This is a genomic window from Streptomyces sp. NPDC048664 (genome assembly GCF_040650555.1).
Classification (GTDB): domain Bacteria; phylum Actinomycetota; class Actinomycetes; order Streptomycetales; family Streptomycetaceae; genus Streptomyces.
Window position 1 is genome coordinate 334,097 of the sequence record NZ_JBEZHK010000003.1, and the last position, 23,221, is coordinate 357,317.

Genomic DNA, 23,221 nt, shown 5'->3' on the forward strand with positions numbered 1-23,221 from the left:
TCGTTCACCCGTACGCACCGGCCGTCACCCAAACGCCGACGAAGATCCTATTTCACTCTTAGTCAGCAGCCGTACACGGTACGCCCCTTGGGGCGCCCGGGCTCTCGACGTCAGCGTCGTGCACCAGTACCGTCACGAAACCCCCGTGAGGTGTCTAACCCCTTGGCGCTGCATCCGCATCATGGACGACCATGGGACCGGACCGCGGAACGTTTGAAGGAAGACCGCTGTGAGAGGAGGCGTCCATGGGATCAGTACGCAAGGCGAGTGCCTGGCTCGGCCTCGTCGACGACAACGATGACGAGCGTTACTACGACGACGACTACGCCGAGGGCCAGGAGCACGGCGACGCCTGGGTGACCGACCCCCGTGTGCAGATCGCCACCGACACGGCCGAGGAGGAGGGCCGCCGGATCGGCACGGTCACCCCGGACAGCTTCCGGGACGCCCGCGTCATCGGCGAACTGTTCCGGGACGGCGTCCCGGTCATCATGAACCTCACGAACATGGAGGCGGGGGACGCCAAGCGGGTGGTGGACTTCGCGGCCGGGCTGATCTTCGGTCTGCGCGGTTCGATCGACCGGGTCTCCACCCGTGTCTTCCTGCTGACGCCCGCGCACACGGAGATCGTCAGCGGCGACCCCGAGGGCCGTCGCAAGGACGGTTTCTTCAACCAGAGCTGAGGCGGGGCCGCCTGGCGGCCCTGCCCGTCTCGGGCCCGCCCCCGCCTCCCACGGCGGGCCCGACATCCGTCACCCGTCGCCCGTCACCGAAAGGCGTCGAGACCGGTCAGCGCCTTGCCCAGGACGAGTTGGTGCATCTCCACCGTGCCCTCGTAGGTGAGCACCGACTCCAGGTTGGTGGCGTGCCGCATCACGGGGTACTCCAGCGAGATGCCGTTGGCGCCGAGGATGGTGCGCGCGGTACGGCAGATCTCGATCGCCTCCCGCACGTTGTTGAGCTTGCCGAAGCTGACCTGCTCGGGCCGCAGCCGCCCCGCGTCCATCCGCCGCCCCAGGTGGTGGGCGAGCAGGACCCCCTTGTGCAGTTCGACCGCCATGTCCGCCAGCTTGGCCTGGGTGAGCTGGAAGCCGCCGATGGGGCGGCCGAACTGCTCCCTGGTCCTGGAGTACTCGACGGCGGTCTCCAGGCAGGTCCTGGCCGCTCCCATGGCGCCCCACACGATCCCGTACCGGGCGTGGGAGAGGCAGCTGAGCGGGCCCTTGAGCCCCACGACGTCGGGCAGCACGGCGTCGGCGGGCAGCCGGACGTCGTCCAGGACGAGTTCGCTGGTGACGGAGGCCCGCAGCGACCACTTGTGCCTGATCTCCGGGGCGGAGAAGCCCGGGCGGTCGGTGGGGACGACGAAACCGCGGATGCCCTCGTCCGTCCGGGCCCACACCAGGGCGACATCGGCGACGGAGCCGTTGGTGATCCACATCTTGCGTCCGCTGAGGACCCAGTCCCCGCCCGCGTCGCGCTTGGCGTGGGTGCGCATGGAGGCGGGGTCGGAGCCGATGTCGGGCTCGGTGAGCCCGAAGCAGCCGATGAGTTCACCGGCGGCCATCCCGGGCAGCCAGCGCTGCTTCTGCTCCTCGCTGCCGAACCGGTGGATCGCGTACATGGCGAGGGATCCCTGGACGGACATCAGCGAACGCAGGCCGGAGTCCGCGGCCTCCACCTCCAGGCAGGCCAGTCCGTACTGCACGGCGCTGGCTCCGGCGCATCCGTAGCCGCTGAGCGACATGCCGAGCGCCCCGAGGGAGCCCAGCTCCCGGGCGAGCTCCCGCACGCCGGGCAGCTCGCCCTTCTCGAACCACTCCGCGACATGGGGCAGCACACTCCGGGCCGCCCAGCCGCGCACGCTGTCGCGGATCGCGAGGTCCTCGGGCTCCAGCAGATCGTCGATCCCGAGCGGATCTGCGGGGTCGAAGGGCGGCATCGTCGAGGACGCGGACATGGAGCAGCCTCCGTGACACTGAAAACTAGCAACGCTAACCGAACCGGACGGCCCGACCGTACGACGGGTTCGCGCGCGCGTCCAGTACCGGGCGGCCGCCCGGGGCCTCAGGCCGAGACGCGTGACTCCGCGGCCTCGCGCGGTGCGGGGACCCCGGTCGCGCCCGCCGCGGACGGAGGCGGCGACGGGGTCTCGCAGTTCATGATCCGCGGCAGCCGCAGCGCCATGACCGCACCCAGGAGCAGCAACCCGGCACTGACCAGCAGCGTCACGTGCAGGCCGTGGACGAAGGAGTCCCGCGCCGCGTGCCGCAGGGCCTCGCCCCGTGCGCCGCCGAGCCGGCCGGCCACCTCGTAGGCCTCGCCCAGGGAACGGCCCGCGTCCCTGGACGCCGCGGCCGGAACCCCCGGCACCGACGACAGGCCCGGCGTGTACGCCGCGTTCATGACGCTGCCGAGCAGCGCGATGCCCATGCCCGCGCCGAGCTGGTAGGAGGTCTCGCCGATCGCCGCCGCCCCGCCGGCCTGCTCCTGGGGTGCCTCGCTGAGCATCGACTCGTAGGCGCCGAAGAGCGTGGTCTCCAGGCCGAAGCCCAGCAGGACGAAGCCGGACAGCAGCAGGGCCGTGTCGTCCCGTCCGCCCATCTGCGTCAGGAAGAGGACCGCCGCGGCGGTCAGGCAGAAGCCGGAGGCGACCATGCGGCGCGGGCCGAAGCGGTGCAGCATCTTCGAGCCGAGGAGTCCGGCCGCCATCGCCGCGAAGGTCAGCGGAAGCAGGCGCAGTCCCGTCCGGAGCGGCGAGAGGTGCAGCACCAGCTGCAGGTACTGGGCCGCGATCAGTTCCAGGCCGACCAGCGCCAGCATGGCCAGCACGATGCAGCCGACCGAGGTGCTGAACGCCGGACGTGCGAACATCCGCAGGTCGACCAGGGGGTGCGCGCGACGCCGCTGGCGCCGCACGAAGGCCGCCAGCAGGGCGCCGCCCGCCACCAGGGGCAGCAGGGTGAACATGCTCAGCGGGGACTCGCCGCCGCCGAGCCGCTTCACCGCGAAGACCATCCCGAACAGGCCGAACGCCGCCATGAGGGCGCCGGCCACGTCCCAGGGGCCGTCGCCGTCGCCTCTCGACTCGGGCAGCAGCAGTCGGCCGACCGGGAGGCTGACCAGCATCAGCGGGATGTTGATGAGGAAGACCGAGCCCCACCAGAAGTGCTCCAGCAGGAAGCCGCCCAGCAGGGGTCCGACGGCCGCCCCCACCGCGGCCACCGCGCTCCAGATGCCGATGGCGAGCGCCCGTTCACGGCGGTCCGGGAAGACATGGCGCAGGATGGACAGCGTCGCCGGCATGATCATCGCGCCGCCGACGCCGAGCAGCGCCCGCGCCGCGATCAGCAGCTGCGGGTCCCGGGCGAGGGCCGCGAGTCCGGAGGCGATGCCGAACAGGCCGTAGCCGAGCAGCAGGACCCGCCTGCGGCCGATCCGGTCGCCGAGCGTGCCGAAGAGGATCAGCAGCGAGGCGCAGACCAGGGGGTAGGTGTCGACGATCCAGAGCAGTTCGATGCTGCCCGGGTCGAGGTCCGCGGCGACCGCGGGCATCGCGACGTGCAGCACGGTGGCGTCGACGGCGACGAGCAGCAGGCTGACGCAGAGGACGACGAGTACGACCCAGCGGTTGGCACCGGCCCCGGCCGCCCGACGGCGCAGCCGGACGGCAGCCGAGGCCGTCCCGGTCGTGCCGGACATGTACGTACCTCCCAGGTGTCCCTCGTTTCGGCGGATCCACGGGGTGGGGACTTCCCCGCGGCTGCGCTCGGAAGCGTGAGGAGCGGTGCTTCCGGGGCCACGCCACGAAACGAGTGAGTCGACAGCGTACGCGAGTCCCCTTCGGCGTCGCGTGGTGGACCTCTCACGTCCCCTCGCAGGGCATGTGGTGTACGCCACGCGTTCCCCGTGCGTCACGGCGCCGCTGACGGCCCCGGTTCCGTCCGCCCTCGATAATCGAGCGCGTGACCGATCTTGGAACGCGCCCGGAGCCTCCCCTCCTGACCGCCGCGCGCCGGGCCGCTCCCGCTCTGCTCGGGTACGCGGCCGTCCGCGCCCTGGGCCTTGTCGTGCTCGCGGTGTGGAGCGCGGCGCGCGGCGCCCGTGCGCACACGCTGCTGTCCGCCCGCTGGGACTCGCTCTGGTACAGCCGGGTCGCGGCGGGCGGATACGGCTACGAGGTGCGCCTGCCGAACGGCGACGTGCATCGCGACCTCGCCTTCTTCCCGCTGCTGCCCTGGCTGGAGCGGCTCGGCGCGGCGCTGACCCCGCTGTCGTACGCCGACGCGGGACTGCTCGTCTCGGCGCTCGCCTCGCTCGCCGCGGCCTGGGGGATCTTCGCCGTCGCCGACCGGCTGTACGGGCGCCGGGTGGGAGTCTGTGCGGCCGTGCTGTGGGCGGTGCTGCCGGTGGGTGTCGTGCAGTCGATGGCGTACAGCGAGTCCCTGTTCACCGCGCTCGCCGCCTGGGCCCTGTACGCGACGATCACCGGCCGCTGGGTGACGGCGGGCGCGCTGGCCTCGCTGGCGGGGCTGACCCGCCCGGGGGGGGCGGCGGTCGTCGCGGCGGTGTGGGCGGGCGCGCTCTGCTCGTACGCGCGGGAGCGGCGTGCCCGGGTGCGGGACGAGGGCGGACGCGCGCCGGCGGGGGCCGGACGGTCGGGGGCGTCGGCGCGCCGGGCGGTGGGTGTGCTGCTCGCCCCGCTCGGCGCGGCCGGGTACGTCCTGTGGGTCGGCCGGCGCACCGGCCGGGGCCCGCTCGGCTATCTCGACGTTCAGGCGGGCTGGCGCAACGGCTTCGACGGCGGCTACGCCTTCGCCCGCTTCGTCGCCGCCAGGTTCACCTCCCTGCCGTCCGCGGCGGCCGGGGTCGGACTGGTCGTCGGGGTGGTGCTGGTCCTGTGGCTGTACGTCGTGTGCGTACGGCAGCGGCAGCCGCTGCCGCTGCTCGTGTACGCGGGCGTCGTCCTGGCGCTCGCGCTCTGCGCCTCCAGCTACTTCGGCTCCAAGCCCCGCCTCCTGATGCCCGCGTTCCCCCTGCTGCTGCCCCTCGCCCGGCCGGCGGCCCGGATGCGCCCGGCGCGTGCGGCGGCGGTGCTCGGCTCGATCGCGGTGGCCGGTGCCGTCTACGGGGCGTTCTGGCTGAACGGCTCCGGACCGCCCTGATCGCGGTGCGCCCCGGCATTCGGTGAACGAATAGGCAATGCGCATTAAACGCGCCCCGCCATCCGTCAATGGAATTGAACGAAGGACACGCCGGTGATGACGAAATCCTTAGAATTCAGCGCCCTGTTGAGAGGAATCCCACATCACATCGTCATCACAAACCCGGTGATTCGGCTGGGCCCGCAGCTCACTCGCTGTAACGTCGATTGAGTGCGTACCGAACGAAAGCTGAGCCGTCTGGACCGGGTCTTCGCCCGGTTGGACCGTGAGCCGGAACGACCGGCTCACATCGACGTGCCCAGGATGAGCCGGCACCGGGTGGTGCTGTTCTCGGCGACGCTGGCCTTCTACACGGCGATCGTGTGGGCCGTCGTGGTCTCCTCCTGGCTGGTCCGGCTCGACTGGCAGGTCATGTTCTTCCGGCCGTACCAGCAGTGGCCGCAGATCCACGCGTTCCTCGACTACTACGTGGTGCTCGGCCAGCGCGGCCCCACCGCGGTGATGGTCGCCTCGTGGCTCGGCTGGCGCTCCTGGCGCCAGCACACCCTGCGACCGCTGCTCACCCTGGGCACCGCGCTACTGCTGCTCAACATCACCGTCGGCGCCGCCAAGTACGGGATGGGCCGCCTGGGGCCGCACTACGCGACCGTCATCGGCTCGAACGAGATGTGGCGAGGCGGCGATATATTTCCCTCGGGTCACACCGCCAACGCCGTGGTGACCTGGGGCATCCTGGCCTATCTGGCCTCGACGCCGCGGGCCAGACGCTGGCTGTCCGCGCTCTCCGCGGTGACCTCGCTGGGCGTCGGCCTGACCACGGTCTACCTCGGTACGCACTGGCTGAGCGACGTGCTCCTCGGCTGGGCCGCGGGGCTGCTGATCATGCTGGCGCTGCCCTGGTGCGAGCCTCTGATCGCCCGGGCCGAGACGGAGATCCTCGCGGTCCGCGACCGCAGCCGCTCCCGCCGTGCCACCGCGCCGGTGCCCGCACCGGTGGGTGCGTCTTCGGTCGGGGCGCACCCGGCCGCCCTGGCCGCGCATCCGGCCCGGAACGAGGACGTCCCGGTCCTCGAACCGGTCGGCGCCGCCCGCGCGTCGCGCTCGACGGCCCATATGGCGCCGGGCCCGCACACGAGCAGAGGCGAGCGCACCCCGGTCACCCCGGCGGGCAGCCGCCGCCCGCCGCACCCGGACCGGCTGCCGCGCGGCACCGCGCCGGCCCGGCCCCTGGCCGGCGGCTGAGCGCGGCCGCGCAGGCGGCGAACGGACGGACGCGGGATCGGTACACGCACTCCCCCGCGCAGGGCGAAGGCCCCGGCTCACACCGAGCCGGGGCCTTCGCCGTGTGCCGGGGCGCTCAGCCCTTCCAGCAGCGGCTCACCGTGCCGTCCACGACCTCGAAGTTCAGCCGTCCCGCGCGGTACTCCATGGTGATGATCGTGCCCGGCGCCAGGGAGCGCACCGCGCTCCAGCCCCGGTCGCGGGCGAGCCGCTCGGCCCGCTCCGCGTCCAGGCCGACGTAGCTCTCCGGGGTGTCGTCGGGCTCGGGGCCAGGGGTTCGCGGGCTTCCTGGGGTTCCTGGGATGGGATCGGGTGCCATACCGCCACGTTAGGCGGCCCGCCCGCACGGTGGAAGCGCAGAGCCACCGCTCCCGCCCCACATCCCCGACCGGTCACGCTTCTGTCACAGAACCACGACGCCCGCCCCCCTTCGGGGGTGTCACACGTACGGGCGGTTCCGCGCGCGCCGCGCACCCCCTCGAACGCAATTCGGAGCGCCTTGCCCGTAAAAGCGCGGGAAAGACCTCGGCGAGTTCACGGGGGATCAATTCCCGGCCGTTCGGGAAGGAGATCACCATTCGACCACGCATAAGTCGCGCATAAGAAGCGCACGATCCCGGCACGCAATCCCCGGCGCCCCCGCGGCCCCGCCGGCGCCCCTGTCGTGCTGCGACACCCGTTCGAGAGGCATGACATGAATCACCCTCACGAATCCGCTCAGCGCACGGCGCTGACCGTCACCGAGAGGTCGTTGTCGACCGTGAAGTACGGCCAGGCCTCCACCTCGCCGTGCTCGGCGCTGACCGCCGCCCTCGGGTAGCGGAACACCGGCTCCTTGTCCGCGACGTCGTCGAGCAGCCGCGCGATCCTCACCCGGGGCCCCTCCTCCCCGGCGGGTCGCAACCACAGGTCCCAGATCCCGGGGGCGAGCGGCGCGTAGCGCACCGTGAAGCCGAACTCCGCCTCCCCACCGGTCACCTCGGCGCGCAGGACGGCCTGGGGGCCGCCGCGCTCGCGCACCTCGGCGTAGGCCTGCGGGGCCAGGCCCGTGCCGTACACCCGGCCGCTCACCTTCAACCCGTTCTCGCCGACCCGCAGTTCCGCCGCCTCCGCGTGCGGGGCGCGCAGCCAGCTGCGGACGGCGACCGTGCCCTCCTCGGTGGCGTAGGGAATGCGGACGGCGATCCGGGCGGACGCCTCGCCGGGCACGCGGCCCGCGAGAGCCCGCAGATCCGTGACGCCCGGCGCGAGGCGGTGCGGCGCGCCGTCGGCGAAGATCGCGTAGGCGTCCCAGCGGCCCTCGGGCAGGTCGACGCTGCTGGGCAGGGCGGCGCGCAGCCGGCCGGGCTCGGCCGGTGCAAGCGGCAGCGCGACCTCCTCGCCGTCGCCACGGCGCAGCACGAGGTGGGCGGCGCGGGTGTCACCGGTGCAGGCGATGTCGAACGTAAGCCCTCCCGCGGTGTCCGCGACGCTGTCGGCACTCAGGGGCGGGGGTTCACCCTTCCGCCCGGTCCGCGGGCCCTTCGTCATCATGCGCGCGCTCCGGCTCAGCCTCCCTTGCCGTTCTCCCAGCCTGCCACGGACGGGCGGCTCCTGCGCGCTGTTCGGCGAGAAGGCCCGCGCGACGGACATGGGGCCGCCGCTCGTGCGAACGCCCTCGGGCCCCGGAGCGCCGTGGCGGCTCCGGGGCCCGAGGACCGGCTCCGGGTCAGAGGTCGAGCCGCTGCCCGGGCATGATCAGGTCGGGGTCGCCGCCGATGACGTCCCTGTTCCGGGTGTACAGCTCACGCCAGGTGGTCTGGTGCCGTGCCGCGATGACGCTGAGGGTGTCGCCCTCCCGCACCGTGTAATCGCCGCGGGACGCCCCTCGGGCGGCGTGCTCCGTGGGGGCGTGCGACGCGGTCGACGGCTCGGAGGTGTGCCGGGACGTGCCGTTCGAGGTCCGTTCCGACGCGCTCGGCGACGTCCGCCGCGACCGCGTGGTCTCCAGGGCGCCGTCTCTGGGGACGCGCGTCCCCGCCGAGGCGCCCGACGCCTCGGGCGCGCCGCCGGAGGCTCCCGCGCGCCCCGAGCAGACGGGCCACGCCCCCCAGCCCTGTGCGTGCTGGACCTTGGTGGCCACGGCGATCTGCGCGTCCCTGGACGCGTCGGCGGCACTCGGGGCGTAGGCGGTGCCGCCGTACGCACGCCAGGTACCGGCGGAGAACTGGAGTCCTCCGTAGTAGCCGTTGCCGGTGTTGATGTGCCAGTTCCCGCCGCTCTCGCACTGGGCGATGCGGTCCCACACCCCGCCGTCCGCCGCGGTGGCGTCGCCGGTCGCGGCGAGCAGTCCGAGCGGGGCGAGCAGGGCCGCCCCGGCGAGGACCGCCGTCGTTCGGGCCGTACCGGTCGTACGGGTGGTGCGCTTGCCGCGGGTGCTATCGGCACATTCAGACATGTAGTTCCCTCTCCACGAACCCGAGGTCCCCCAAGGCGGACACGTCGGCCCGCGGGAGATCGCGGGTCGGCGCGCTCCGCCCCGTCCACCGGAGATGGTGACCGCGCGCCGGCTGTGCGGCGCGGCCGGTGGACGTACCCGGGCGGTGCTCGTTGCACACGGCGGAGGAATCTATGGAGGTCGGCCGCCCGACTCAACCAACTACCCGTCGCTCCAGGCCAGTTCGTGGTTACCCGAGGTATCGGCGATTTCCGGACACCCACTTGATGTGCCTATTTCATGACTTATCAACCACGCCCCCGCGTGATCTGTGAGTCACTTCACGTCACCAACTCTCTTGACCAACCCGCCAGTTGACGCTGAGTGACGAATTCCGCGGGCGTCCTCACCGAACGCGTCGGATGGTTCGATTCCGTTCGCTCCCGAGCGTGACTCCGGCCACAGATCGCCCGTTGTCATCTTCATGAGCCGGGGACCACCGGACTCATGGGCCGGGAAGCCACCCGGCACCGCCACGCACCGCATCCCGAGGGAGCCACCCGTGCCGCGCATGCTCGACCTCAGCGACGCCGTACGCGCCGAGATCGGCGACGAAGAAGCCGACCGGCTGCTCGCCGGAGAGAACGCCCCGGGCAGTTACGACTGCACCTCCTGCCGGACTCCGGGCGACTCCGCACAGGAGCGCACCAGCACCGTCCTCTTCATCGGCGAGGAGACCGCCGTCCTGGCCTTCGCCCACGCCACCTGCCTGCCCTCCCAGGTCGTCCAGGTCACCGAGGAGCAGCTCCAGGGCGCCGTACGCTCCTTCGCCGCCGACCGCGGCGTCCCCGCCCCGGCCCCGGCCCCCGCCGACGGGGGGTACGGGTACTCCGCCCACGCCCAGACGCACGCCCCGGCCCACACGCACACCCAGGCCCCCGCGCCCGAGCAGGCGGTGCTGGGCGTCACCAGTGGGCTCGTCCTCATCTCCGGGGAACTGCATCCGGCGCTCGTCGTGGAGCCGACCGCGCCGATCGCCCGCCCGGGCACCATCAGCGCGGGCGACGACTTCCTGCCCCTGCTGATCGAGCAGGGCTTCATGCCGCTCACCCTCATCGACGCGGTGCCGCCGGTGCTGCACGGCTGGTCGGTGCTGCTCGCCGTCGGCCAACTGCACGCGGTGCTCCAGCCCGGCGCCTACGGCGGGCAGCCCGTCGCCTGGTGGCAGGCGCACCAGCCGCTCCAGGTCACCGACGGCTGGCGGGCCGCCGCCAACAAGCACCAGCAGGTGCTGCTGTTCGCCGCGCCGGTCGGCTCGATCGGCCGCCAGCCCCGCGAGGACCTGCTGCGCGACGCGCTGGACAAGGCGGCCGCCAACGGAAAGCTCGTGGCCGCCGCGCTGCCGCTCGCGGGCACCTGAGCCGCAGCCCCCTCCCCCGCCGGGCCCACACCCGACCGCGTGCGAGCCGTGCCCGGGGCGCCGACCCCCCACGGCCGGCGCGCGGTCCGGCATGCCCGGACGGGGGTGCGGCGCACCGGGCGAAGGGCGCCCCAATTGCCCAGGAAGTGCATGAATTGCCCGCATCTCCCGGACGGCGGGGTCGTTGGCACCTACGTGCACGCATACGACGCCCCCCATCGCCAGACCTACCAGCCGATCCCCTCCGGACGGGCAGGTCAGGACCCGTCCGGAGGGTTCTCGACCACGCCGATCTACGACGCCCTGTGCGCCGAGTACGTCAGGGCCTTCAGGACGCTTCCGGGCGACCGCGGCGGCGAGCAGGACATGGCCTTCAGGGCGTTCTCCGACTTCTCCGCCGTCGCGCACGACCCGGGCGCGTACGACTCCGGCTCCTACTCCTCGGGAGCCGCGGGGTCGTACGGGACGGGCGCGTACGACACGGGCACCTACGGGACCGGCTCCTACGCGACGGGCTCGTACAGCGCCCTCGGTGCCCACGGCGCGCGCCAGACCGCCCCGCAGCACGGCGCCGGCCGACCGGTCGCCGGGCACGGCGCCCCGGAGACGCAGAAGGGGGTCTGGCAGCAGGTGGCGCGGCGCGGCATGCAGCATGTGCCCGCGCTGCCGCCGGCCCCGCGCAGAGGGCTGTGAGCGGCACGGAGACGGCACGGGAAAGGGGCGGCTCCCGAGGGAGCCGCCCCTTTCCCGGTCACGTCACGCGGGTCACTTCTTCTTGCTGCGCTTCTCGCGCACGCGGACGGAGATGTGGATCGGCGACCCGTCGAAGCCGAACTCCTCGCGCAGGCGCCGCTCGATGAAGCGGCGGTAGCCCGCCTCGATGAAGCCGGAGGCGAAGAGCACGAACCGCGGCGGCTTGGTGCCCGCCTGGGTGCCGAAGAGGATGCGGGGCTGCTTGCCTCCGCGGACCGGGTGCGGATGCGCGGAGACCAGTTCGCCCAGGAAGGCGTTGAGGCGGCCCGTGGGCACCCGGGTCTCCCAGCCGGCGAGCGCGGTCTCGATCGCCGGGACCAGCTTCTCCATGTGGCGCCCGGTGCGCGCCGAGACGTTGACCCGCGGCGCCCAGGCGACCTGGCCCAGCTCGGTCTCGATCTCCCGCTCCAGGTAGTAGCGGCGCTCCTCGTCCAGGGTGTCCCACTTGTTGAAGGCGAGGACGATCGCGCGGCCCGCGTCCACCGCCATGGAGAGGATGCGCTGGTCCTGGATGGAGATGCTCTCGGAGCCGTCGATCAGCACGACGGCGACCTCGGCCTTCTCCACGGCGGCCGCGGTGCGCAGCGAGGCGTAGTAGTCCGCGCCCTGCTGGAGGTGGACGCGCTTGCGGATGCCGGCCGTGTCCACGAACTTCCAGGTCACACCGCCGAGTTCGATGAGCTCGTCGACCGGGTCGCGGGTGGTCCCGGCGAGTTCGTTGACGACGACGCGCTCTTCGCCCGCGACCTTGTTCAGCAGGGACGACTTGCCGACGTTGGGGCGGCCGATCAGGGCGATCCGGCGCGGACCGCCGATCCCGCCGGCGCCGAAGGTCTGGACGGGCGCCTCGGGCAGGGCCTCCAGGACGGCGTCCAGCATGTCGCCGGTGCCGCGGCCGTGGAGGGCCGAGACGGGGTGGGGCTCGCCGAGGCCGAGGTTCCACAGGTGGGTCGCGTCGGACTCGCCGCTCTGGCCGTCGACCTTGTTGGCGCACAGCACCACGGGCTTGCCGGCCTTGCGCAGCAGCCGGACGACCGCAGCGTCGGTGTCGGTCGCGCCGACCTTGGCGTCGACCACGAAGACGACCGCGTCGGCCGCCTCGATCGCGTACTCCGCCTGAGTGGCCACCGAGGCGTCGATACCGAGGACGTCCTGCTCCCAGCCGCCGGTGTCCACGACCTTGAAGCGGCGGCCCGCCCACTCGGCCTCGTAGGTGACACGGTCGCGGGTGACGCCGGGCTTGTCCTCGACCACGGCCTCGCGGCGGCCGATGATCCGGTTCACCAGGGTCGACTTGCCGACGTTGGGGCGCCCGACCACCGCGAGCACGGGCAGCGGGCCGTGCCCGGCCTCCTCGATGGCGCCCTCGACGTCCTCGAGGTCGAAGCCCTCTTCCGCGGCGAGCTCCATGAACTCCGCGTACTCGACGTCGCCGAGTGCCCCGTGCTCGTGCTCGTGCGCGGCCGAGCCGTCGGGCTGGATCTGGTCGTTCATGAAGTGCGTACCTCGTTCATCGTGGTGATCGGTGGAGCACCGCGTCCACGGTGATCCACTACTCAAGTGTCGCTTAGCGGCCGGTGAGGCGCCTGGCGTCTTCCAGGTGCGCGGTCAGCTGCTTCTGGATGCGCTCGGTGGCCTGGTCCAGTGCGGAGCGGGTCCGCCGCCCGGTGCCGTCGCCCGCGTCGAAGGGGTCTCCGAAAACGACGTCGACACGGCTGCGCAGCGGCGGCAGCGCCTTGACCAGCCGACCGCGCCGGTCGGTGCTGCCCAGCACCGCGACGGGCACGATCGGCGCCCCGCCGCGGAGGGCGAAGTAGGCCAGGCCCGCGCGCAGCGAGGCGAAGTCGCCCTGGCCCCGGGTGCCCTCGGGGAAGATGCCGAGCGCTCCGCCGTTCTCCAGCACGCTCAGCGCCCGGGTGACCGCGGTGCGGTCGGCGCTCCTGCGGTCCACCTCCAGCTGGCCGATGCCGCGCAGGAAGCTGCCGAGCGGGCCGACGAAGGCCTCCTTCTTGATCAGGAAGTGCGTGGCGCGGGGCGCCACGCCCATGACCATCGGCCCGTCGATGTTGTGGGAGTGGTTGACCGCGAAGATCACGGGACCGCTCGCGGGGACCTTCCAGGCCCCGAGGACTCTGGGCTTCCACAGCCCGTACATGAGACCGACGCCGATACGCCGCCCGACGTCGGCGCTCCGCTCGGTGGGAGCGTCGCTCACTTCCCCGCCCGCTTCTCCTCGACGAGGGTGACGACGCACTCGATGACCTGCTGGAGCGTGAGCTCGGTGGTGTCCACCTCGACGGCGTCGCCCGCCTTGGCGAGCGGGGAGGTCTTGCGACTGGAGTCGGCCTGGTCCCGCTTGACCAGTGCCTCGCGGGTGGCGTGCAGGTCCGCGCCCTTGAGCTCGCCGCTGCGGCGGGCCGCGCGCGCCTCCGGGGAGGCGGTGAGGAAGATCTTGAGATCGGCGTCGGGCAGCACCGTGGTGCCGATGTCGCGGCCCTCCACGACCATGCCGAGGTCGGCGGAGGCCGCCAGCGAGCGCTGCAGCTCGGTGATGCGGGTCCGCACCTCGGGCACGGCGCTGACCGCGCTGACCTTGGAGGTGACCTCCTGGGTGCGGATCGGGCCGGAGACGTCCGTGCCGTCCACGGTGATGGTGGGCGCGGACGGGTCGGTGCCGGAGATGATCTCCGGCTTGCCCGCCACGGCCGCGATGGCCGTGGGGTCCGTTATGTCGATGCCGTTGGCGACCATCCACCAGGTGATCGCCCGGTACTGGGCGCCGGTGTCCAGGTAGCTGAGCCCGAGCTGCGCGGCCACGGCCTTCGAGGTGCTCGACTTGCCCGTGCCGGAGGGGCCGTCGATGGCGACAATCACTGCCGGGGCGGTCCGGGCGGCGCCGTTTTCCACGGTGAGGACACCTTCCTGGTGCGGGGTGGCGGGTACGGGCGGGGCGCGGACGGTTGCGGGGCGCCCCGCACAAGGTTACTGGCTTCCGGGACCCGGTATGACGGACGGACGGCGGGGCCGCCCCTCGCCCGACCGGCGCCCGCGCCTCTACTGCCGGATCGTCCAGCCCCGCTCCCGCAGGGCCGCGGTCAGCGCCGGGGCCGCCTTCTGCTCGACCATGAGCTGCACCAGGCCCGCCTGCTGCCCGGTCGCGTGCTCGATGCGGACGTCCTCGATGTTGACGCCGGCCACCCCCGCGTCCGCGAAGATCCGGGCCAGCTGCCCGGGCTGGTCGTCGATGAACACCGCGACGGTCTCGTACGCCCGCGGGGCGCTGCCGTGCTTGCCGGGCACCCGGACCTGGCCCGCGTTGCCGCGGCGCAGCACCTCGTGGACGCCGTCGGTGCCCCGGCGGCGCTCGGCCTCGTCGTCGGACTGGAGGGCGCGCAGGGCGCGCACGGTGTGGTCCAGGTCGGTGGCGACCTCGCCGAGCAGGTCGGCGACCGGGCCGGGGTTCGCGGACAGGATGTCGATCCACATCCGGGGGTCGGAGGCCGCGATCCGGGTCACGTCCCTGATGCCCTGGCCGCACAGCCGCACGGCGGAGTCCTCGGCGTGCTCCAGGCGCGCGGCGACCATGCTGGAGACCAGGTGGGGCATGTGGGAGACCAGTGCCACGGCCCGGTCGTGGGCGTCGGCGTCCATGACGACCGGCACGGCCCGGCAGTGCGAGACCAGCTCCAGGGCGAGGTTCAGCACCTCGGTGTCGGTGTCCCGGGTCGGGGTGAGCACCCAGGGGCGGCCTTCGAAGAGGTCGGCGGTGGCCGCGAGCGGGCCGGACTTCTCGCGGCCCGACATCGGGTGGGTGCCGATGTACCGCTCCAGCAGGGCCGGGTCCAGGCCGAGCGCCTCCAGTTCCCGTCGCGGGCCGCCCTTGACGCTGGCGACGTCCACGTAGCCGCGTCCGAGGCCGCGCCGCATGGCGTCGGCGAGCGCGCCCGCCACGTGCGCGGGCGGGGCCGCGACGATCACCAGGTCGACGGCGCCCTCGGGCGCCTCGTCGGTGCCGGCGCCGAGGACGACCGCGGTGCGGGCCTGCTCGGGGTCGTGGTCGGCGAGGTGGACGGCGACCCCGCGCGCGGTGAGCGCCAGGGCCGCCGAGGTGCCGATCAGGCCCGTGCCGATGACGAGTGCGGACCTCACCGGGCGATGTCCTTCGTGTCCTGGCCGACCGCCACGGTGCTGCTCCTCGCTGGGTACGGGATCGTCTGATCGCCTGCGTCTGTGGCATCAGGCTAGTGCCCCTCAGGAGAGCGCCGTGCCGTCAGACGTCCCAGAGGGCTCCCAGGGTCTGCAGTTCGCCCGCGTACTCGATCCGGTCGGCCCATGCGCGCGGCCAGGCGTCGACGCCGAGATGGGCTCCCGCGAAGGCGCCCGTCAGGCAGGCGATGGAGTCGGAGTCGCCCGCGGTGCAGGCCGCCCTGCGCAGGGCGGTGAGGGGCTCGTCGGGGAACAGCAGGAAGCACAGCAGCCCGGTGGCGAGGGCCTCCTCGGCGATCCATCCCTCACCGGTGGCCAGGCAGGGGTCGGTCTCGGGGGACGCGCCGCGCACGGCCGTCCGCAGGCGTTCGAGGGCCGCCAGACACTCGTCCCAGCCGCGGGCGATGAAGTGCTGCGGCGTGGGGTCCTGGGCGCGGGTCCACAGGTCACCGAGCCACTGCTCGTGGTAGCGGGTGCGGTTGTCGTACGCGTACGAGCGCAGCAGTCCGACCAGTGCGGTCGGGTCGGCACCCCGCACCAGCAGCCGTATGGCGTGGGCGGTCAGGTCGGAGGCCGCGAGCGCGGTGGGGTGGCCGTGGGTGAGTGCGGCCTGGAGCTGGGCGGCACCGGCGCGCTGTTCGTCGCTCAGGCCCGGAACGAGGCCGATCGGGGCCACGCGCATGTTCGCCCCGCAGCCCTTGGAGCCGATCTGGCTGGCCTCCTGCCAGGGGCGGCGCTCGTCGCCGAGCAGGTTGCAGGCGACCAGGCAGGTGCGGCCGGGGGCCCGGTCGTTCTCCGGGGAGTGGTACCAGTCCACGAACTCCTCGCGCACCGGCCGCGCCATCCGCAGGGGGGCCAGCACCCCGCGGTCCATGGCCGTGCGCAGGCCCCGGCCGAGGGCCAGGGTCATCTGGGTGTCGTCGGTGACGATCGCCGGGCGCGGCAGGTCCATCTGCCGCCAGGGCCCGAACGAGGCGAGGATGGACGGCACGTCCTTGAACTCGGTCGGGTAGCCGAGCGCGTCACCGAGGGCCAGCCCGATCAGGGAACCGGTGGCGGCGCGCCTGGCGAGGGTCGTGGCGGTCATGAGGGCCGTCCTTCCGTGGCGGTGGTGGGGCGGAGCAGGGGCGGGTGCAGGGCGGTGGCGCCGCCCGCGCGGTACACGGCGGCGGGCTTGCCGCGGCCACCGGTCAGCCGGGAGGCGCCCGGGACCGGGGCGACGAAGCCAGGGGTGGCGAGGACCTTGCGCCGGAAGTTGGGGCGGTCCAGGGCGGTGCCCCAGACGGTCTCGTAGACCTCCTGGAGCTCGCCGAGGGTGAACTCGCCGGGGCAGAAGGCGGTGGCCAGGGTGGTGTACTCCAGCTTGGCTCCGACGCGGTCGTGGGCGTCGGCCAGGATCCGGTCGTGGTCGAAGGCCAGCGGGCCGGCCGCGGCGTGGGGCAGCCAGCGCGCCTGGGCGGCGTCACCGCCGCCGCGCGGCTCGGGGGCGTCGGGGAGCAGCGCGGCGAAGGCGACGGAGACGACCCGCATCCGGGGGTCGCGGCCGGGGTCGCTGTAGGTGCGCAGCTGCTCCAGGTGCAGCCCCGTGACGTCGGTCAGGCCGGCCTCCTCGGCCAGCTCGCGCCGGGCAGCGTCCTCGGCGGACTCCTCGGGCCTCACGAAGCCGCCGGGGAGCGCCCAGCGGCCCGCGTACGGCTCCTGTCCGCGCTCGACGAGCAGCACCTGGAGCTCGTCGCCGCGGATCGTGAGGACGGCGAGGTCGACGGTGACCGCGAAGGGTTCGAAGGCGTACTTGTCGTAGCCCAGCACCACACCCACCCCCTTTAATAGTCGTTCTGACTATAAACGGTGGCGGGCGGGGAGCACAAGCCGGTGCGCGAGGCGGTGGGAAAAGCGAAGCGGCCGGCCCCCGTCGGTATGACGGGGGCCGGCCGCGTCCACGCGGTGCCGGGGGCCTACAGGTCGACTTCCTGCATCAGCATGCCGACCTCGGTGTTGGAAAGCCGGCGCAGCCAGCCCGACTTCTGGTCGCCGAGGGTGATCGGGCCGAAGGCGACGCGCACCAGCTTGTCGACCGGGAAGCCCGCCTCCGCGAGCATGCGGCGCACGATGTGCTTGCGACCCTCGTGCAGGGTCACCTCGACCAGGTAGTTCTTGCCGGTCTGCTCGACCACCCGGAAGTGGTCCGCGCGCGCGTACCCGTCCTCCAGCTGGATGCCGTCCTTGAGCTGCTTGCCCAGGTCGCGCGGGATCGGGCCCACGATGTGCGCGAGGTAGGTCTTCTTCACGCCGTACTTGGGGTGGGTCAGGCGGTGCGCCAGCTCGCCGTGGTTGGTGAGCAGGATGACGCCCTCGGTCTCCGTGTCGAGCCGGCCGACGTGGAACAGCCGGGTCTCGCGGTTGGTGACGTAGTCCCCGAGGCACTGGCGGCCCTCGGGGTCCTCCATGGTCGACACCACGCCCGCGGGCTTGTTGAGGGAGAAGAACTGGTACGACTGCGTGGCCACGGTCAGCCCGTCGACCTTGATCTCGTCCTTCTCGGGGTCGACCCGGAGGCCCTGCTCCAGGACGATCTCGCCGTTGACCTCGACCCTGGCCCGCTCGATCAGCTCCTCACAGGCGCGCCGGGAGCCGTAGCCCGCGCGGGCGAGCACCTTCTGGAGCCGCTCGCCCTCCTGCTCGGCCCCGGGGAAGGTCTTGGGCAGCTTGATGTCCTTCTTGCCCGCGTAGCGCTCGCGGTTGCGCTCCTCGGCGCGCGTCTCGTACTCGCGGGACTGCGCGGGGGCGGTACGGCCCCCGCCGCGCTGCGGGGACTGCCGGGGGCCGCCCTTGGCGCCGCCGCGCGCGGACCCGCCCCGTCCGGACCTGGGCCCGTCCGGGGAGGCGCCGGGACCCACGTCGTAGCGGCGCTCCTCGGGGCGGGGCTTCTTGGGACGGCCCTGGCCCTGGCCCTGCTTCTCGTCCCTGCTGTTGCCGGCGCCGCGGAAGTTGCCCCGCCCGCCGTTCCTGCCGCTGCCGCTACCGCTGCTTCGCATCAAAATTCCGTCGTCGTGTCAGTCGTGTCGGTCGTCTTCGTCGAGTGACCGCGGTCCGTGTCCGGCGCGTCGTCGGCGTCCGGGTCGAACGACGGAACACCCTCCTGGGTCTCGGCCTCGATCGCCTCCGCCTCCGGGAGGAAGGGCGCGAGTTCCGGGAGCTCGTCCAGGCCGCGCAGGCCCATCCGTTCCAGAAAGTAGTTCGTCGTCGTGTACAGGATCGCACCTGTTTCGGGTTCCGCGCCCGCCTCCTGGACCAGACCGCGCTGAAGGAGGGTGCGCATGACCCCGTCGCAGTTCACTCCGCGCACCGCCGAGACCCGGCTGCGGCTGACCGGCTGGCGGTAGGCGACCACAGCCAGGGTCTCCAGGGCGGCCTGGGTGAGCCGGGCCTGCTGGCCGTCCAGGACGAAGCGTTCCACGGCGGGGGCGTACCGGGCCCGGGTGTAGAAGCGCCAGCCGCCGGCGACGAAGCGCAGCTCGAAGCCGCGGCCCTGGACGGTGTACTCGTCCGCCAGCTCCCGCAGCGCGTCCGCGATCACGCGCCGGGGGCGCTCCAGGATCTTCGCCAGGTGCTCCTCGGTGGCGGGCTCGTCCACGACCATGAGGACGGCCTCCAGGGCGGGTCTGAGGGCGAGGTCCGCGACCGTGTCCAGGCCGGCGGGCATGTCGGCGGTGTGCTCGCTCACACCATCTCCTCCGTCTTCTCGTCCGTCCGCGTGCCGTTCTCGCGGCTCTTGTCGGGGTCCTCGGGCGGGCGGTCGAACTCGTCCGTCACCACCGGCGCCTCGTCCCCGTCCCCGCCCGTCCAGCGCACGGTGAGCTCGCCGAGGGCGGCCTCCTGCTCCAGCGCCACCGCCTTCTCCCGGTACAGCTCCAGCAGGGCGAGGAAGCGCGCGACGACGGTGAGGGTGTCGTCGGTGTCCTCGATCAGCGCGCGGAAGCTCGCCTCGCCCAGCACCCGCAGCCGCTCGACCACGATCCGGGCCTGCTCCTGCACGGACACCAGCGGTGCGTGGATGTGGTCGACGTACACCTGGGGCTTGGGCCTGGGCTGCATCGCCTTCACCGCGAGCCGGGCGAACCCCTCGGGGCCGATGCTGATGACCACCTCGGGCAGCAGTTCCGCGTGCTGCGGTTCCAGGCCGACGGTGCGGGGGTAGCGGCGGCCCTCGTCGTCGGCGCGGCGGGTGAAGATCTCGGCGATCTGCTTGTACGCGCGGTACTGCAGCAGCCGCGCGAAGAGCAGGTCGCGTGCTTCGAGGAGCGCGAGGTCCGCCTCGTCCTCGACCTCGGCGGCGGGCAGCAGCCGGGCGGCCTTGAGGTCGAGCAGGGTCGCGGCGACGACCAGGAACTCGGTCGTCTGGTCGAGGTCCCAGTCGGGCCCCATCGCGCGGATGTGCGCCATGAACTCGTCGGTGACCTTCGACAGCGCGACCTCGGTGACATCCAGCTTGTGCTTGGAGATCAGCTGCAGGAGCAGGTCGAAGGGGCCTTCGAAGTTGTCCAGCCGCACCGTGAAGACGCCGTCACCGGGCTCGGGCGGCTCCGGGGAGGCGGTGGGCGCCTCGGGGGCGGGAGCCTCGGGCGCGGGCGGCGGCGTGCCGGGGCCGCGGCCGAGCGCACGTCGGCGACCCGGTGGGCCGGGGGTGGGTGCGAAGCCGTCGTACGAGGTCATAGCCGTGGCAGGCTACCTGGTCACCGACCGCGCAGACGCCGTACGAGGATGCTCGCGTCCCCCCGGGACTCCAGATCGGCCAGCACGACGGCGACCGCCTCGCGCACGATCCGGCCGCGGTCGACCGCGAGCCCGTGCTCCCCGCGCAGCACGAGGCGCGCGTGCTCGAGGTCCATCAGTTCCTCGGCGGACACGTACACGGTGATCTTCTCGTCGTGCCGCTCGCGTCCGCTGGGCCGTCGTCCGGCCCCGCGCCCCCGCTTGCGCGGCTGGGCGGCGGCTGAACCTTCCTGCGCCGTCTGGCGCCGCCCGGTGCGCTCCTCGGGCGCCGGGCGTGCGTGGGGCTCCCCCGCCTCGGACTGGGCGGTGTCCGCGGCGACGTGCTCGTCGCCCTCGCCGTCACCGCCCTGGACGGGCACGGACTGCGGTGCGTCCGCGGTGGTGGCCGTCGCGTCGCTGTCCGACGCGGGAGCCGGCACCCGGGCCTCGCCGTTGGCCTGGCGCCTGGGGGTCGACGCCTGGAGCGCCATTCCCCCGGTGGTGCGGAACAGTTCGTCGGCCCCCGGCAGACTCACTCGGCGTGACACCGGGCGAGCACCTCCCTGGCGAGCTGGCGATAGGCGGCGGCACCGACGGAGTTGGAGGCGTACGTGGTGATCGGCTCACCGGCGACCGTGGTCTCCGGGAAGCGGACCGTGCGGCCGATGACCGTGTGGTAGACGTGGTCGTCGAACGCCTCGACCACACGGGCCAGGACCTCGCGGCTGTGCACGGTCCGGGAGTCGTACATCGTGGCGAGGATGCCGTCGAGCTCCAGCTCCGGGTTGAGCCGCTCCTGGACCTTCTCGATGGTCTCGGTGAGCAGCGCGACACCGCGCAGCGCGAAGAACTCGCACTCCAGGGGCACGATCACCTTGTGCGCGGCGGTGAGCGCGTTGACCGTGAGCAGGCCGAGCGAGGGCTGACAGTCGATCACGATGTAGTCGTAGTCGGGCAGCAGCGGCTTCAGCGCCCGCTGGAGCGTCGACTCGCGCGCGACCTCGGAGACCAGCTGGACCTCGGCCGCCGACAGGTCGATGTTGCTGGGCAGCAGGTCCATGTTGGGGACGGCGGTCTTGAGCAGCACCTCGTCCGCCGACATGCCCCGCTCCATGAGCAGGTTGTAGACGGTGAGGTCCAGCTCCATCGGGTTGACGCCGAGGCCCACCGAGAGGGCGCCCTGCGGGTCGAAGTCGACCAGGAGCACCCGGCGGCCGTACTCCGCGAGCGCGGCACCCAGGTTGATGGTCGACGTCGTCTTGCCGACGCCGCCCTTCTGGTTGCACATCGCGATGATCTTCGCGGGACCGTGGTCGGTCAGGGGGCCCGGGATCGGGAAGTACGGGAGGGGGCGGCCGGTCGGGCCGATGCGCTCGCGGCGCTGTCGGGCCGCGTCGGGCGCGAGCGTGGCCGCGTACTCGGGATCGGGCTCGTACTCGGCGTCGGGGTCGTAGAAGTGCCCTTCGGGCAGTTCGTCGTAGTCGGCGAAGTGGTTGTGGACCCCGCCACTTCCGTTGCCGGCCATGGCGTTCACGTGTTGGCCATCCAAGCTCTGGGGTGCTGTCTGAGCCAGGTGGGGGCTCTGGCTCTGGTGGGCAGCGAAGGTACGGACAGCGACGGAGCCGACAGCCTCGAACCCCGTGGGGCCCGTGCCCCGCGCAGGCGCTCCTGGTTGACCGCCCCCGGGAGAAAATGTCGACTCATTCACAAGTCGTCTTACCTCCTTGGTGACCAGGAAACTTCTAGATAGGTCAGCGTGGCACCATGCCGACGGTTGGCGACTCTATGGCGTGTCGGCGGTCCGCAGCAACACAATCCGCCGGACCCGGCCCGATGTGTCGGCAATGAAACATCCCGCTGTCAAGGGTGTCCGGACTCCGTTCGCCAGGTTTCACCGGTGTGCGAAACGGTTGAAGGGGTGCGTTCGAGGCGAGTTGAACGAGTGTCGCAAAGTGACCATACACACATCCGGCCGGACCTTGTCGGGCAAGGTCCGGCCGGACGACCGGTGTTGACGAGGCGGGTTGACCTGTCGCCTTGTAGCACCGGGGAGGTCGGCACTCAGCCGATGAGGGTGTCCAGTTCGACGTGCTCCAGGCCGTGCGCCTCGGCCACCTCGCGGTAAACCACCTTGCCCTCATGGGCGTTGAGACCCTTGGCCAGGGCGGCGTCGCGGCGCAGCGCCTCCACCCAGCCGCGGTTCGCGAGTTCCACGATGTAGGGCAGCGTGGCGTTCGTCAGCGCGTAGGTGGAGGTGTTGGGGACGGCGCCGGGCATGTTGGCGACGCAGTAGAAGACCGACTCGTGGACCTTGAAGGTCGGTTCGGCGTGCGTGGTGGCACGGGAGTCCTCGAAGCAGCCGCCCTGGTCGATCGCGATGTCGACAAGGACACTTCCGGCCTTCATCCGGGACACCAGCTCGTTGGTGACCAGCTTCGGGGCCTTGGCACCGGGGACGAGGACGGCGCCGACGACGAGGTCCGCCTCCAGGCAGGCCTTCTCCAGCTCGAAGGCGTTGGAGACGACGGTCTGGATCTTCGTGCCGAAGACCTTGTCCGCCTCCTTGAGCTTGTTGATGTCCTTGTCGAGCAGGGTGACGTGGAAGCCGAGGCCGATGGCGATCACCGCGGCGTTCCAGCCGGAGACGCCGCCGCCGATGATGACGGCCTTGCCGGCCGGCACGCCGGGGACGCCGCCGGGCAGGACACCGCGGCCGCCGGCCGCGCGCATCAGGTGGTAGGCGCCGACCTGCGGGGCCAGCCGGCCCGCGACCTCGGACATGGGGGCGAGCAGCGGGAGCGCGCGGTTCGCGAGCTCGACCGTCTCGTACGCGATCGCCGTGGTGCCGGACTCCAGGAGGGCGTCCGTGCACTCCTTGGACGCGGCCAGGTGCAGGTACGTGAAGAGGATCTGGTCCTTGCGCAGCCGGTGGTACTCCTCGGCGATGGGCTCCTTGACCTTCAGCAGCAGGTCGGCGGTGGCCCAGACCTCGTCGGCGGTGTCCAGGATCCGCGCGCCGGCGGCGACGTACTCCTCGTTCGGGATCGAGGAGCCGATGCCGGCGTCGCGCTCGACGACGACCTGGTGGCCATGGCGCACGAGCTCGTGCACACCAGCAGGGGTGATGGCCACCCGGAACTCGTTGTTCTTGACCTCGCGGGGGATACCGACCTTCACGTCGATCACGGTCCTTGACTCAGAGAATGTGGGGCATGGAACGACATACCC

The 23,221-nt window shown here is 72.5% G+C and carries 22 protein-coding genes; 5 read left to right on the forward strand and 17 right to left on the reverse strand.

What is annotated here, in order from left to right; all coding sequences use genetic code 11:
* Window positions 1-245 precede the first annotated feature (245 nt).
* Window positions 246-683, forward strand: a complete 438-nt coding sequence (locus tag AB0C59_RS05205) for a cell division protein SepF (protein WP_363001167.1) — start codon at window positions 246-248, stop codon at window positions 681-683.
* 83 nt (window positions 684-766) lie between these two features.
* On the opposite strand, the gene AB0C59_RS05210 is transcribed toward AB0C59_RS05205, so the two are convergent.
* Both AB0C59_RS05210 and AB0C59_RS05215 read right to left on the reverse strand, forming a co-directional pair.
* Window positions 767-1,960, reverse strand: a complete 1,194-nt coding sequence (locus tag AB0C59_RS05210; RefSeq protein ID WP_363001169.1) for an acyl-CoA dehydrogenase family protein — start codon at window positions 1,958-1,960, stop codon at window positions 767-769.
* Between the two features lie 107 nt (window positions 1,961-2,067).
* Window positions 2,068-3,702, reverse strand: coding sequence for an MFS transporter (locus AB0C59_RS05215; protein ID WP_363001171.1), 1,635 nt, complete (start codon window positions 3,700-3,702; stop codon window positions 2,068-2,070).
* Between the two features lie 263 nt (window positions 3,703-3,965).
* Between AB0C59_RS05215 and AB0C59_RS05220 the strand changes: the two genes are divergently transcribed.
* Together AB0C59_RS05220 and AB0C59_RS05225 are read left to right on the forward strand one after the other, a co-directional pair.
* The gene (locus AB0C59_RS05220; RefSeq protein WP_363001173.1) at window positions 3,966-5,165 is read left to right on the forward strand and encodes a glycosyltransferase family 39 protein; all 1,200 of its coding nucleotides are present in this window, start codon (window positions 3,966-3,968) and stop codon (window positions 5,163-5,165) included.
* Window positions 5,166-5,375: 210 nt separating this feature from the next.
* Complete coding sequence (locus AB0C59_RS05225) at window positions 5,376-6,407, forward strand: phosphatase PAP2 family protein (RefSeq protein ID WP_363001175.1); 1,032 nt, start codon at window positions 5,376-5,378, stop codon at window positions 6,405-6,407.
* 115 nt (window positions 6,408-6,522) lie between these two features.
* On the opposite strand, the gene AB0C59_RS05230 is transcribed toward AB0C59_RS05225, so the two are convergent.
* From AB0C59_RS05230 to AB0C59_RS05240, 3 genes are all read right to left on the reverse strand, one after another.
* Window positions 6,523-6,765 carry an I78 family peptidase inhibitor gene (locus AB0C59_RS05230; RefSeq protein ID WP_363001177.1) on the reverse strand — a complete coding sequence of 81 codons (243 nt, stop codon included), beginning with the start codon at window positions 6,763-6,765 and terminating at the stop codon, window positions 6,523-6,525.
* Between the two features lie 398 nt (window positions 6,766-7,163).
* A complete protein-coding gene (locus AB0C59_RS05235; RefSeq protein ID WP_363001179.1) occupies window positions 7,164-7,979 on the reverse strand; it encodes a hypothetical protein in 816 nt (271 codons plus the stop codon).
* Between the two features lie 175 nt (window positions 7,980-8,154).
* Window positions 8,155-8,883 carry a transglycosylase family protein gene (locus AB0C59_RS05240; protein WP_363001181.1) on the reverse strand — a complete coding sequence of 243 codons (729 nt, stop codon included), beginning with the start codon at window positions 8,881-8,883 and terminating at the stop codon, window positions 8,155-8,157.
* Window positions 8,884-9,424: 541 nt separating this feature from the next.
* Between AB0C59_RS05240 and AB0C59_RS05245 the strand changes: the two genes are divergently transcribed.
* The gene (locus AB0C59_RS05245; protein ID WP_363001183.1) at window positions 9,425-10,282 is read left to right on the forward strand and encodes a hypothetical protein; all 858 of its coding nucleotides are present in this window, start codon (window positions 9,425-9,427) and stop codon (window positions 10,280-10,282) included.
* 195 nt (window positions 10,283-10,477) lie between these two features.
* Window positions 10,478-10,975, forward strand: coding sequence for a hypothetical protein (locus tag AB0C59_RS05250; protein ID WP_363001185.1), 498 nt, complete (start codon window positions 10,478-10,480; stop codon window positions 10,973-10,975).
* Between the two features lie 72 nt (window positions 10,976-11,047).
* Here AB0C59_RS05250 and der read toward each other — a convergent pair whose 3' ends face one another.
* From der to ald, 12 genes are all read right to left on the reverse strand, one after another.
* A complete protein-coding gene (gene der, locus AB0C59_RS05255) occupies window positions 11,048-12,529 on the reverse strand; it encodes a ribosome biogenesis GTPase Der (RefSeq protein WP_363001187.1) in 1,482 nt (493 codons plus the stop codon).
* 73 nt (window positions 12,530-12,602) lie between these two features.
* Entirely contained in the window at window positions 12,603-13,250 is a 648-nt protein-coding gene (locus tag AB0C59_RS05260) for a lysophospholipid acyltransferase family protein (RefSeq protein ID WP_363001188.1), read from the reverse strand.
* A complete protein-coding gene (gene cmk, locus AB0C59_RS05265; protein WP_363001190.1) occupies window positions 13,247-13,942 on the reverse strand; it encodes a (d)CMP kinase in 696 nt (231 codons plus the stop codon). Before cmk ends, AB0C59_RS05260 begins: the two co-directional genes overlap by 4 nt.
* Before the next feature lie 147 nt (window positions 13,943-14,089).
* Complete coding sequence (locus AB0C59_RS05270; protein WP_363001192.1) at window positions 14,090-15,184, reverse strand: prephenate dehydrogenase; 1,095 nt, start codon at window positions 15,182-15,184, stop codon at window positions 14,090-14,092.
* A 121-nt stretch (window positions 15,185-15,305) separates the two neighbouring features.
* Complete coding sequence (locus tag AB0C59_RS05275) at window positions 15,306-16,328, reverse strand: ADP-ribosylglycohydrolase family protein (protein WP_363001194.1); 1,023 nt, start codon at window positions 16,326-16,328, stop codon at window positions 15,306-15,308.
* Entirely contained in the window at window positions 16,325-17,050 is a 726-nt protein-coding gene (locus AB0C59_RS05280; RefSeq protein WP_363001272.1) for an NUDIX domain-containing protein, read from the reverse strand. The genes AB0C59_RS05275 and AB0C59_RS05280 overlap by 4 nt, the downstream gene beginning before the upstream one ends.
* A 146-nt stretch (window positions 17,051-17,196) precedes the next feature.
* A complete protein-coding gene (locus AB0C59_RS05285; RefSeq protein WP_363001196.1) occupies window positions 17,197-18,276 on the reverse strand; it encodes a pseudouridine synthase in 1,080 nt (359 codons plus the stop codon).
* A complete protein-coding gene (scpB, locus tag AB0C59_RS05290; protein ID WP_363001198.1) occupies window positions 18,276-18,965 on the reverse strand; it encodes an SMC-Scp complex subunit ScpB in 690 nt (229 codons plus the stop codon). Before scpB ends, AB0C59_RS05285 begins: the two co-directional genes overlap by 1 nt.
* On the reverse strand, window positions 18,962-19,954 hold the full coding sequence (locus AB0C59_RS05295; RefSeq protein ID WP_363001200.1) for a segregation/condensation protein A: 993 nt from the start codon (window positions 19,952-19,954) through the stop codon (window positions 18,962-18,964). Before AB0C59_RS05295 ends, scpB begins: the two co-directional genes overlap by 4 nt.
* A 20-nt stretch (window positions 19,955-19,974) precedes the next feature.
* Complete coding sequence (locus AB0C59_RS05300) at window positions 19,975-20,541, reverse strand: hypothetical protein (RefSeq protein WP_363001202.1); 567 nt, start codon at window positions 20,539-20,541, stop codon at window positions 19,975-19,977.
* Window positions 20,526-21,701 carry a ParA family protein gene (locus AB0C59_RS05305; protein ID WP_363001203.1) on the reverse strand — a complete coding sequence of 392 codons (1,176 nt, stop codon included), beginning with the start codon at window positions 21,699-21,701 and terminating at the stop codon, window positions 20,526-20,528. The genes AB0C59_RS05300 and AB0C59_RS05305 overlap by 16 nt, the downstream gene beginning before the upstream one ends.
* 353 nt (window positions 21,702-22,054) lie before the next feature.
* The gene (gene ald / locus AB0C59_RS05310; RefSeq protein WP_363001205.1) at window positions 22,055-23,179 is read right to left on the reverse strand and encodes an alanine dehydrogenase; all 1,125 of its coding nucleotides are present in this window, start codon (window positions 23,177-23,179) and stop codon (window positions 22,055-22,057) included.
* Window positions 23,180-23,221: the final 42 nt, after the last annotated feature.